12 protein-coding genes are annotated in these 11,926 nt (G+C 39.7%); 10 read left to right on the top strand and 2 right to left on the bottom strand.

The genetic code is table 11. The annotated features are described in order from the left end of the window. Positions 1-37 precede the first annotated feature (37 nt). The 7 genes from grpE to deoC all read left to right on the top strand — a co-directional run bounded on the left by grpE (position 38) and on the right by deoC (position 7,611). Positions 38-670, top strand: a complete 633-nt coding sequence (grpE, locus tag NSQ71_RS12675; RefSeq protein WP_261308784.1) for a nucleotide exchange factor GrpE — start codon at positions 38-40, stop codon at positions 668-670. A gap of 33 nt (positions 671-703) precedes the next feature. Further along, on the top strand, positions 704-2,536 hold the full coding sequence (dnaK, locus tag NSQ71_RS12670; protein WP_063388025.1) for a molecular chaperone DnaK: 1,833 nt from the start codon (positions 704-706) through the stop codon (positions 2,534-2,536). 142 nt (positions 2,537-2,678) lie between these two features. Next, positions 2,679-3,809 (top strand): molecular chaperone DnaJ, encoded by a 1,131-nt coding sequence (dnaJ, locus tag NSQ71_RS12665; RefSeq protein ID WP_063388026.1) that lies wholly within the window; start codon positions 2,679-2,681, stop codon positions 3,807-3,809. Positions 3,810-3,827: 18 nt separating this feature from the next. Further along, positions 3,828-4,763, top strand: a complete 936-nt coding sequence (gene prmA, locus NSQ71_RS12660; protein WP_340734002.1) for a 50S ribosomal protein L11 methyltransferase — start codon at positions 3,828-3,830, stop codon at positions 4,761-4,763. A gap of 11 nt (positions 4,764-4,774) precedes the next feature. After that, positions 4,775-5,530: a 16S rRNA (uracil(1498)-N(3))-methyltransferase gene (locus NSQ71_RS12655; RefSeq protein ID WP_066250567.1), complete on the top strand. Its 756-nt coding sequence runs from the start codon at positions 4,775-4,777 to the stop codon at positions 5,528-5,530. A 5-nt stretch (positions 5,531-5,535) separates the two neighbouring features. Beyond that, a complete protein-coding gene (gene mtaB, locus NSQ71_RS12650) occupies positions 5,536-6,882 on the top strand; it encodes a tRNA (N(6)-L-threonylcarbamoyladenosine(37)-C(2))-methylthiotransferase MtaB (protein ID WP_066250569.1) in 1,347 nt (448 codons plus the stop codon). A gap of 69 nt (positions 6,883-6,951) precedes the next feature. Next, positions 6,952-7,611, top strand: a complete 660-nt coding sequence (deoC, locus tag NSQ71_RS12645) for a deoxyribose-phosphate aldolase (RefSeq protein ID WP_063388030.1) — start codon at positions 6,952-6,954, stop codon at positions 7,609-7,611. A 73-nt stretch (positions 7,612-7,684) separates the two neighbouring features. Here the strand turns inward: deoC and NSQ71_RS12640 are convergent, their stop codons facing one another. Then, positions 7,685-8,632, bottom strand: a complete 948-nt coding sequence (locus NSQ71_RS12640) for a Na/Pi symporter (RefSeq protein ID WP_082829575.1) — start codon at positions 8,630-8,632, stop codon at positions 7,685-7,687. Between the two features lie 342 nt (positions 8,633-8,974). Between NSQ71_RS12640 and rpsU the strand changes: the two genes are divergently transcribed. Next, positions 8,975-9,148: a 30S ribosomal protein S21 gene (gene rpsU / locus NSQ71_RS12635; protein WP_063388032.1), complete on the top strand. Its 174-nt coding sequence runs from the start codon at positions 8,975-8,977 to the stop codon at positions 9,146-9,148. A 19-nt stretch (positions 9,149-9,167) separates the two neighbouring features. Then, positions 9,168-9,614 (top strand): GatB/YqeY domain-containing protein, encoded by a 447-nt coding sequence (locus NSQ71_RS12630; RefSeq protein ID WP_063388172.1) that lies wholly within the window; start codon positions 9,168-9,170, stop codon positions 9,612-9,614. A 480-nt stretch (positions 9,615-10,094) separates the two neighbouring features. Here the strand turns inward: NSQ71_RS12630 and NSQ71_RS12625 are convergent, their stop codons facing one another. Beyond that, complete coding sequence (locus NSQ71_RS12625; protein ID WP_340734001.1) at positions 10,095-10,649, bottom strand: YkoP family protein; 555 nt, start codon at positions 10,647-10,649, stop codon at positions 10,095-10,097. A gap of 141 nt (positions 10,650-10,790) precedes the next feature. On the opposite strand from NSQ71_RS12625, the gene NSQ71_RS12620 reads away from it, so the two are divergent. Next, positions 10,791-11,900 carry an MGDG synthase family glycosyltransferase gene (locus NSQ71_RS12620; RefSeq protein WP_340734000.1) on the top strand — a complete coding sequence of 370 codons (1,110 nt, stop codon included), beginning with the start codon at positions 10,791-10,793 and terminating at the stop codon, positions 11,898-11,900. Positions 11,901-11,926 lie beyond the last annotated feature (26 nt).

Genomic DNA, 11,926 nt, shown 5'->3' with positions numbered 1-11,926 from the left:
CATCCCTTTTCCTTTGCACTTTAAGGGAGGTGAAATGATGGCAAACGATCAGACTGAAAAAGAACAAACAATCCAAGAAGAAGTTGAATACAATAACGAGAAAGCCGAAAACGAGAAAGAAGAAATGCCTGATCAAGAAGAATTGCGCCAAGAGGGCAGCCAAGAGGAAAAAGGTGAAGAACAATCTTCTTCAAATGCTGAAGAGGAATTGGTGAAAGCGAATGAAAAGATCGCTGAGCTTGAGGCAAAGCTGGAGGAAATGGAAAATCGCATGCTCAGAGCTCAAGCCGATTTTGAAAATTTTCGCCGGCGCAGCAGGCTTGATATGGAAGCACAGCAAAAATATCGTGCGCAAAGTTTAATATCAGATCTTTTGCCTGCAATTGATAATTTTGAACGGGCGTTGAAAATTGAGGCAGAGGATGAAAAAACAAAATCCGTTTTGCAGGGCATGGAAATGGTTTACCGTCAGATCCTTCAAGCACTTGAAAATGAAGGAGTTGAAGTGATCGAAGCGGTTGGGAAACCGTTTGATCCGCACCTTCATCAAGCTGTAATGCAAGTGAAAGACGAAAATTTCGAATCCAATGTTGTTGTGGAAGAGCTGCAAAAAGGCTACAAACTGAAAGACCGGGTTATTCGACCATCTATGGTAAAGGTTAATGAGTAATTACATATGATAATTAGCAGGAGGTTGTGATATATGGGTAAAATCATCGGTATTGACTTAGGAACAACGAACTCTTGTGTAGCGGTTCTGGAGGGCGGCGAACCGAAAGTGATTCCAAACCCAGAAGGAAACCGGACGACACCGTCGGTTGTTGCATTTAAAAACGGCGAGCGTCAAGTAGGTGAAATTGCAAAACGCCAAGCGATCACGAATCCAAATACAATTATTTCTATTAAACGCCACATGGGAACTGACTACAAAGTGGAGATTGACGGAAAAAAATATACGCCGCAGGAAATTTCTGCTATTATTTTGCAGCATTTAAAATCGTATGCAGAAGATTATTTAGGGGAAAAAGTAGAAAAAGCTGTCATTACTGTTCCTGCCTATTTTAACGATGCTCAGCGCCAAGCAACAAAAGATGCAGGAAGAATAGCCGGTCTTGAAGTTGAACGGATTATCAATGAGCCGACTGCAGCTGCTTTAGCTTACGGTCTTGACAAAATGGATGAAGATCAAACCATTTTAGTTTATGACTTGGGCGGCGGTACATTTGATGTGTCCATTCTTGAACTTGGGGACGGTGTTTTTGAAGTAAGAGCAACAGCGGGCGACAACCATCTCGGCGGTGATGACTTTGACCAAGTCATTATTGACTATTTAGTAGATCAATTTAAAAAAGAAAATGGCATTGATCTTTCCAAAGACAAAATGGCTCTGCAAAGATTGAAGGATGCTGCGGAAAAGGCGAAAAAAGACTTATCAGGCGTAACATCAACACAAATTTCTTTGCCGTTTATTACTGCAGGTGAACAAGGACCGCTTCATCTGGAAGTGACATTAACGCGGGCAAAATTTGAAGAATTGTCTGCGCATCTTGTAGAAAAAACTATGGGTCCTGTTCGCCAAGCATTGAGCGACGCTGGTTTAACGAAAAACGATATCGATAAAGTAATTTTAGTCGGAGGCTCCACTCGGATTCCTGCTGTTCAAGAAGCGATTAAAAAGGAAATTGGCAAAGAGCCTCATAAAGGCGTTAACCCGGACGAAGTCGTTGCGTTAGGTGCTGCAATTCAAGGCGGTGTCATCACAGGTGATGTGAAGGACGTTGTGCTCCTAGACGTTACTCCATTATCGCTTGGAATTGAAACGATGGGCGGAGTGTTTACAAAACTGATTGAACGGAACACTACGATCCCAACGAGCAAGTCGCAAATCTTTTCAACTGCTGCTGACAACCAAACTGCGGTCGATATTCACGTTCTGCAAGGGGAACGTCCGATGGCTGCTGACAATAAAACATTAGGACGCTTCCAATTAACAGATATCCCGCCTGCGCCGCGAGGAGTGCCGCAAATCGAGGTAACGTTTGATATCGACAAAAACGGAATTGTGAACGTAAGTGCTAAGGATTTAGGAACTGGAAAAGAACAAAAAATTACAATTAAATCATCCACGGGATTATCCGAAGAAGAAATTGAGCGCATGATTAAGGAAGCGGAAGAAAACGCTGAAGCTGACAAAAAACGAAAAGAACAGGCAGAATTGAGAAATGAAGCTGACCAGCTTGTCTTTACGACAGAGAAAACATTAAAAGAGCTGCAAGGAAAAGTTGATGAAGCAGAAGTGAAAAAAGCAAACGAAATAAAAGACGCATTAAAAGAAGCGATTGATAAAAATGATTTCGATCAAATAAAAGCGAAAAAAGAAGAACTTCAAGAAATCGTTCAGAACCTTTCTGTAAAACTTTATGAGGAAGCGGCTAAACAAGCACAGACAAATAATCAACAAAATAATTCTGAAAACAAAAATAAAAATGACGATGATGTGATTGACGCTGAATATAAAGAAGTAGATGACAAATAAAATGTTTTAATCTGAAAATGGATAAGTCAAAGTCAGGCATGTCTTGACTTTGACTTTTTTCAGTAAAGGCGGTTAACAGTTGCTTTCTTCCGTTTGTCAATGTTAAAATTTACTCTATGTGAGAAATCGGGAGTGTGAATATATGGCGAAGCGTGATTACTATGAGGTGCTTGGAGTTAGTAAGAACGCAACAAAAGAGGAGATTAAAAAAGCCTATCGCAAGCTGTCCAAAAAATATCATCCGGATATTAACAAAGACCCAGACGCGCCCGAAAAATTCAAAGAAGTAAAAGAAGCGTATGAAGTGTTAAGCGACGACACAAAAAGAGCCCAATATGACCGCTACGGTCATGCAGGTGCTACTCAAGGCTTCGGCGGCTTTAACGGTGAAGAATTTGAAGCGGATTTCGGGGGATTTGGATTTGATGACTTATTCAGTTCGATCTTTGGCGGAGGAAGAAGAAGAGATCCGAATGCTCCTCGAGCAGGTGCAGATATTCAATATACGATGACGATTTCATTTGAAGAAGCTGCGTTCGGAAAGGAAACGACAATTGAAATTCCTAGCGAAGAAACATGTGATACTTGCCACGGTTCAGGAGCGAAACCTGGTACTACTCCGGAAACTTGTCCGCATTGCGGAGGTTCGGGTCAAATCAGCTCAGAGCAGCGAACAGCTTTTGGTGTTTTTGTGAATCGGCGCGTTTGTTATCAATGTAACGGAACAGGTAAATTTATCAGACATCGCTGTACAACTTGTGGCGGCAGCGGAAAAGTGAAGAAACGCAGAAAAATCCAAGTAAAAATTCCAGCTGGTGTAGATGACGGTCAGCAGCTCCGCATACAAGGGAAAGGAGAGCCGGGAATTAACGGCGGTCCATCAGGTGATTTATATATTGTTTTCCACGTACAGGAACACGAATTTTTCGTCCGCGATGGTGATGACATCTATTGTGAAATGCCGCTGACATTCGCACAAGCTGCGCTTGGAGATGAGATTGAAGTTCCTACTTTATACGGTAAAGTGAAATTAAAAATACCTGCAGGCACGCAGACAGGCCGAAAATTCAGACTGTCTGGAAAAGGGATCAAAAATGTTCACGGCCATGGCATAGGAGATCAATATGTAACTGTTCGCGTCGTTACACCAACTAACCTTACGGAAAAACAAAAAGAATTGCTGCGGGAATTTGCGGCTATCAGCGGGAATCAACCTGATGTACAGGAAGAAAGTTTTTTTGATAAAGTGAAGCGGGCGTTTAAAGGAGATTAAAGGATTGGGGTTACTAAAATGAAGTGGTCAGAGATTAGCATCCATACAACGGAAGAAGCGGTTGAACCTATCTCTAATATTTTACATGAAGCGGGTGCTGGTGGAGTAGTTATTGAAGATCCGTATGATCTTATAAAAGAAAGAGAAGATCAATATGGAGAAATATATCAGCTTGATCCTGAAGACTATCCTGATGAAGGTGTCATCATTAAAGCGTACCTTCCTGTGAATAGCTTTTTAGGCGAGACGGTGGAAGGGATAAAAGAACGGATAAATAACCTGCTGTTGTATGATATTGATTTGGGGCGGAACCATATTACAATTAGTGAAGTTAATGAGGAAGAATGGGCTACCGCTTGGAAGAAATATTACCGTCCTGTGAAGGTTTCAAAAAAATTTACGATTGTCCCCACATGGGAGCTGTATGAACCTGCTCACACCGATGAACTGATCATTGAATTGGATCCTGGTATGGCGTTTGGAACTGGAACCCATCCAACAACAGTTCTCTGCATACAAGCACTTGAAAAAAAGGTGCAAAAGGGAAATATTGTAATTGATGTCGGTACAGGGTCAGGCGTATTGAGCATCACGAGTGCTTTGCTGGGGGCCGATAAAGTCATCGCACTTGATTTGGATCCAGTTGCAGTGGACAGCGCGCGATTAAATGTTAAATTGAATAAAGTGCAGCATCTTGTTCAAGTCAAGCAAAACAATTTGTTGGACGATATCGATGTTAAAGCGAACGTAATTGTTGCAAACATATTAGCTGAAGTCATATTGCGATTTGTTCGTGATGCGCATGAGCGTTTAGAAAACGGCGGTTATTTTATTACTTCCGGAATTATTCAAAACAAAAAACACGAAGTGGAGCAAGCTTTAATCGAAGCTGGTTTTACGATTGAAGAGACGATGACGATGGAAGATTGGGTCGCCTTTATCGCAAAAAAATAGAGGGATTGAAGATGCAGCGTTATTTTATTCATTATGCAAAAAAAGAATTAACTGATATTATTGACATCACCGGGGAAGATGTCCACCACATTTCCCGGGTGATGCGGATGAAACAGAATGATCAAATTATATGTGTAACAAAGGATGGATATTCAGCCCTTTGCCAAATTGTTCAAATATCTGCCGATAAAGTATGCTGTTCCATTTTAGAGTGGATCGAGAACAATTCCGAGCTTCCGGTAAAAGTGATATTAGCGAATGGGCTGCCTAAAGGGGATAAATTGGAGCTCGTCATTCAAAAAGGGACGGAGCTTGGTGCTTCCAAGTTTATCCCTTTTAATGCTGCTCGTTCAATTGTAAAATTAAATGAAGGTAAAATAAATAAAAAATTAGAGCGGTGGAATAAAATTGCGAAAGAAGCTGCGGAACAGTCACATCGGACCATAATTCCTGAGGTGACGAAGCCAGCTTCATTAAAGGATGTCATTTCTTATGCTGCATCAGCCGATGTAAAAATTGTCGCTTATGAAGAGCATGCAAAAAAAGGTGAAACGAGCAATTTATTTCGTGCTTTAAATTCTTTGCAGCGGGGAGGATCATTATTCGCTGTTTTTGGACCAGAAGGAGGTTTTACAGCCGAGGAGATTAAGCAGTTATCCGATAACGGCTTTCTTTTATGCGGGCTAGGTCCGAGAATATTGCGGGCGGAAACGGCTCCTCTTTATTTATTATCTGCAGTATCCTATCATTTTGAACTGTCGAGGTGAAAAACATGCCGACTGTTGCTTTTCATACATTAGGATGTAAGGTAAATCATTATGAAACAGAAGCTATTTGGCAGCTATTTAAAGAAGCGGGATATGAGCGCCGGGATTTTGAAGCGATTGCGGATGTATATGTCATTAACACTTGTACGGTGACGAATACAGGTGATAAAAAAAGCCGCCAAGTAATACGGAGAGCGATCCGCAAAAACCCTGACAGTGTTATTTGCGTTACAGGTTGTTATGCGCAAACGGCACCCGCAGAAGTCATGGCTATTCCTGGGGTTGATATCGTTGTCGGTACACAAGATCGAAAAAAAATGCTCGATTATATTGAGCAGTTTAAGAAGGAGCGCCAGCCGATCAACGGTGTGACAAACATTATGAAAGCTCGGGTATTCGAGGAGATGGACGTACCTTCCTTTACAGACCGGACGCGGGCGTCTTTAAAAATACAAGAAGGCTGCAATAATTTTTGCACGTTTTGTATTATTCCTTGGGCACGCGGTCTCATGCGGAGCCGGGATCCAAAAGAAGTGATTAAACAGGCTCAAAAGCTGGTGGATGCTGGATATAAAGAAATTGTTTTAACCGGCATCCATACAGGAGGATATGGGGAAGATTTAAAAGATTATAATTTTGCGCAGCTTCTTCGCGATATTGATTCTGAAGTGAAAGGATTAAAGCGGCTTAGAATTTCTTCAATTGAAGCGAGCCAAATAACTGATGAAGTAATTGAAGTGCTGAAAACGTCCGATAAAATTGTCCGCCATTTGCATATTCCGCTTCAATCAGGATCAAACAGCGTCTTAAAGCGGATGCGCCGTAAATATACGACGGAATTTTATGCTGAGCGTCTGAAACGGCTGCGGGAAGCTTTGCCTGGGCTTGCGGTAACTTCTGATGTGATTGTAGGTTTCCCGGGTGAAACGGAAGAAGAATTTATGGAAACATACAACTTTGTTAAAGAACACCGTTATTCTGAGCTTCATGTTTTCCCTTATTCGAAGCGGACAGGAACACCAGCTGCCCGAATGGAAAATCAAGTTGACGAAGACATAAAAAACGAACGCGTACACCGGCTGATCGCATTAAGCGATCAACTAGCAAAAGAATATGCCTCAAAATTTGAGGGACAAGTACTGGAGGTTATTCCAGAAGAACCTTATAAAGAAGCTCCAGACAGCGGCAAATATGAAGGATATACGGACAATTATTTAAAAGTTGTTTTTCCGGCGACGAAAGAGATGGTTGGGAAAATTGTGAAGGTGAAATTAACTAAGGCTGGCTATCCATATAATGAAGGACAAGTAGTCCGTATAGTCGATGAAGACTATTTACAGAAGTCTTCTTAATCTAGCTTTTTCTTGCGTAAAACAGACTTTGATGTAAGCTGTACCACTTTTTATGAAGGGAGCCTTCTCATGAAAAGGGATATTGCGAAGTATATTGACCATACTGTTTTAAAGCCGGATGTCACGCAGGCAGATATTGAAAAGCTTTGTTTTGAGGCGAAGGAGTACGGATTTGCATCTGTCTGTGTTAACCCCGTATGGGTGGAAACAGCAGCTAATTTGCTGCAAAAATCAGATGTGAAAGTTTGCTCAGTGATTGGTTTTCCGCTTGGAGCAACAACTACTGAAGTAAAGGCATATGAAACGACAGAGTTGGTTCAAAAAGGTGCAGCGGAATTAGATATGGTGATAAACATCAGCGCATTAAAGGATCAGCGTTATCATGCAGTTGAAGAAGATATTCGTGCTGTCGTTGAAGCGGCAAACGGAAAAGCTTTGATAAAGGTGATTATTGAAACATGTCTATTAAATGTTGATGAGAAAAGAAAAGCGTGTGAGCTAGCTGTAAAAGCCGGAGCAGATTTTGTCAAAACATCGACAGGATTTTCTACCGGTGGTGCAACAGTTGACGATGTGAAGCTTATGCGTGCAGTAGTAGGTCCGAAATTCGGCGTGAAAGCATCTGGCGGAATCCGCGATTATAAAACTGCGATCATGATGATAGAAGCCGGTGCGACAAGAATTGGTACTAGTTCTGGAGTGGCGATTATAAAAGGAAGTGAACGTTAATCTATTATAATCACAGAATTGCTGGATTTTTTACATTTAGTTTAAAAAAGTTTTCCCGCAGTTTGTTGCGGGATTATTTTTTTATCCATGCTGAAATAGTTTTTGTCCACCATAATACAAAATTTGCATATTGATTCGCAAACGGGAGAATGATTAAAGAAGTTATCAGGTTAAAAATCAGACTAAAGTGAGCGATTTGGAAATCTGGTTCATTTGTTAACAATTTTAAATTATTTGCGAAAAAAGGAATAAGCGGAACGAACAGGATCACTCCAAACACATTCAGCCAAAGATGGGCAAAAGCAGTATATTTCGCTTCTTGTTTAGAGCCGATCGAGGCCAATAAAGCTGTAATGCAGGTGCCGATATTTGCGCCGAGAACAAAAGCTAATCCTGTTTCTAATGGCAGCAGCTGTTCGTTCATAAAGCTCATGACAATTCCGATTAATGCAGTTGATGATTGAATAATTCCGGTGAAGACCGCGCTTATTCCGACAGAAAAAAGCAAATGGTCACTCGATTTGGAAAGTAGATCAGACATAACCTGCAGGTCAGACAAAAGAAAAGCAGCTTTTTCAAACCCGTTCAAAGCTAAAAAAATACACGATATGCCGAAGCATGAACAGCCTAATGAAAATAAAATTCTGTTTTTAAAAAGCATGAGAAGAAGAGAAATTGCAAACATCATCCCTAAATAGTCATCTATTTCAACGGCTAGAAATTCGGTCGTAAAGGTCGTCCCGACATTGGAACCTAAAATAATTCCAATTGCATCTTTAAACTTTAACAAACCAGCGGAAACAAAACTAACTGTAATCACCATCACTAGAGAACTGCTATGAACAAGAGCTGTTGCAATCATGCCGGTTAGAAAGGATTTGATTGGGGCATTCGTGCAGTTGTACAGCCATTTCTCCAGCTGCCTATGGGACATTTGCTGAAATCCGTATTTCATCATTGCCATTCCGCAAAAAAATAAAAGGAAACAAGAAAAAAATAATAACAGCAATTGCATTCCCATGAAAACCACCTCATCAACAGTCTATGGACAAGGTGTCACAATAAGACCTTATGAACGAGTAATTTTTTTCAATCGAACTAGTTATATTTTTTCAGACAGCTGTTTAGCGGCTTTCAAACGATCTTGAATCATTTCCTTATATACATGATGAATTTGGAAATTCTTCCATACAAAAGCTGATATGAAACAGTCTTGTAAACCTGTCCGGTAAAAAAAAGTCATAAGGAATAGGAAAGATGTTTTGAACATTGACCAAATAAATCGATTATATTATACTAACTTAGTAAATGTTCTTTTTGATAAGGAACATGAACTGGCTTTGTTCGGAGGGAGGGAAAAAGGATGTCTAAAACGATCGTACGTAAAAACGAATCGCTTGAGGATGCTCTTCGCCGCTTCAGACGCCAAGTATCAAAAACTGGTACTTTGCAGGAATATAGAAAGCGCGAATTTTATGAGAAGCCTAGCGTAAGACGCAAGAAAAAATCTGAAGCTGCAAGAAAGCGTAAATATTAAAAGAGGGTGTATATTAATTATGGGTCTTCTTGAGCGTTTAAATCAAGATATGAAGCAAGCGATGAAAAATAAAGAGAAAGATCGCCTTTCAGTCATTCGCATGGTAAAAGCATCCTTGCAAAATGAAGCGATTAAACTCGGAAAAAGTGAGTTGACTGAAGAAGAGGAATTAACGGTACTTTCTCGAGAATTAAAGCAACGTAAAGACTCCCTCCAAGAATTTGAAAATGCAGGTCGTTCAGATTTAGTTGAAAAAGTGAAAGCTGAAATTGCAGTAATAACTGAATATATGCCTGAGCAATTATCTGAAGAGGAATTAATACAAATTATTAAAACAACAATTTCGGAAGTGAACGCAACGTCCAAATCCGATATGGGGAAAGTAATGGGAGCCGTTATGCCAAAAGTAAAAGGAAAAGCAGATGGCTCGCTTGTCAATAAATTGGTTCAGGATTTGCTTTCATAATTCGAGTAAAAAGCTTGCCGCTTTCTATGTGCGGCAAGCTTTTAAGTTTTTGCAGCGGATTCATCCTATGGACTGCGGCAGTCGATTAATGAATGTAGCTGCCTTGCAATTCATCAATAGTGGTTCAGTTGTTGATAGCAAGCTTGTCGGCGAAAGAATATAACTGCTATGCAAATGTCCGCAAAAAATTGAGCAGAGGGAAACAATGAAGGAAAACATTCGGAAAGATCGCTGATCTCAATGAAGATTATCGGGAAAATACAGCGGCAATAAAGGAAAACCTATCGAAAAGAAAGCACACGTCTATCTGGCTGTGAGAACAGGGAAAAACGACAGCACTATTTGCTCTGAAAGGGAAAGGATTTATTTCGGAGTTAACCCAAATATTTTCATTGAAACATCAACGGGATCAACATGACGGAGCGTATAAGCGGCGCCTGAGCTGTTCATACGCTCTTTTTTGATGAAGGGAAAACCGTTCTATCCATATAGTTTGAGCAGTTTTTCTTTTGACATCATTAAATATTTCGGCGGCCGCTTCAAGCTATCGAAACGATATTGAATGATTAAATACATAGGGGTAAATGTCAAAAGCTTATACCATTTATAAAATGGATTTTGAATGGAAAACGTTTCAAAGCCCAGCCGTTCAGAGCCTTTATTTAAAATAGTTATTCCAATAATCCCTTTCACATTATGAAATTGTGAATGATTCCGCAAGTATTGAACGATATTTGGCAGCCCTTTTTCTGTTTTAGAGTAAATGTATCTTCCTTTTTGAATTTCGCTCTTAAAACGATTCAGTTCCTTCATTAAGTAGACGTTATGAAGATGTATTTTTAACAGAAGATCATTTTTTTTAATTTTTGTACCGTCTGAAAGAATTATTTCCCTTCCTTTATATTTTGTCAATCGAACCCGGAAAATGTCACGATTATTCTCCTTGTCCTTCACATACTCAAGCCGCGAACAAAGGTAATAAATGGGATCCAACAGGCACCAAAACTTAAAAAAACAATATCTCAACCTTCCCATTTGCAACACCTTTCACTTTTTTTCTTACAGTTTATTTTTTAGCATACGAATTGTTTTTATTTATAAAAATTTTTTTCGAATAGCCATGCGAAATTAAGAAAAAACTTTTAAAGAACTCCATCAATAACAATGGTGAGCGATATGAAAAAAATTTTATATCTTCCTTTTTTGACCATACCTTCAGGCCATCATCAAACAGCTGATGCTCTAATGGAAGGGTTGTTACGGCTTGATCCCGACATTCATTGCGAAAAAATGGACCTTTTGTCATCGAAATTTGGAAAAATAGAAAGGCTGATATCTTCCTTTTATTTGCAATGGATTGGCCGTTTTCCTAAATCATATAGCCATATGTACCACAGGTCAGTGCTTGCGGAGCAAAAGAGCGTCAAAAGGTTTGTCCATTATGAAGCACTTTTTCTCCGGCATTTAAAAAAGATCATTGATGAATTGAATCCGAAAATGATTGTTTGTACCCATGCTCTTCCTTCCTACTTGCTTGCCAGGCTGAAAGCCTCTTCTCAAATCAACATCCCTGTTATCAATGTATACACAGATTTTTTTATTCATCATCTTTGGGGAAAAAGAGAAATTGACTATCATTTTGTCGGTCACTCATATATGAAAGATTATTTGCTCCAAAAAGGTATAAAAAAAGAACAGATTTTTGTTACGGGGATTCCTGTTCACCCCAATATTACAAAAAGGAAAGATGAACATGTACATAGCATGCGTTTTTATCAAGGATTAATTTCGGGAGGAAGCTCAGGCGTCGGTTCAATAGAGAAAATAACGGAAAAAATCAGCCGCGATGATGATATCCATTATATGGTCTTATGCGGAAAAAACAGAAAGCTTTATGATCGATTAATAAAACAAAACCATCCACGAATTACTCCTTTACCTTACATCTCTTCAAGAGAACAAATGAACGATCTGTACAATCGCGTCGATTTTATCATGACAAAGCCCGGGGGTGTGACAATTAGCGAATGTTTATACAAAAAAATCCCTATTTTTGTGTACCACACTCTTCCAGGACAGGAAGAAATAAATTTGGAGAAATTAAAAAAATTCGGGATGGTGTTTGATTTTCGAAATTGGCAAGAGGAAACAAATATTTCGGCCTCCATTATTCGAGCGCTGCAATCTAAACAGCTATCAAAATTTTTAACGAAAGTGGATGAATATCATAAAAGTTTAATTCCGATTGAACCAGCGGGATTGATCAAACGTTTAATGAATGAATAGCTCCTGGAAGCCATTAAAGCTTCCAG

Origin of the sequence: Aeribacillus sp. FSL M8-0235 (assembly GCF_038000355.1) — a bacterium.
GTDB lineage: Bacteria > Bacillota > Bacilli > Bacillales > Aeribacillaceae > Aeribacillus > Aeribacillus composti.
This window is presented reverse-complemented; position numbering and strand designations above follow the sequence as displayed.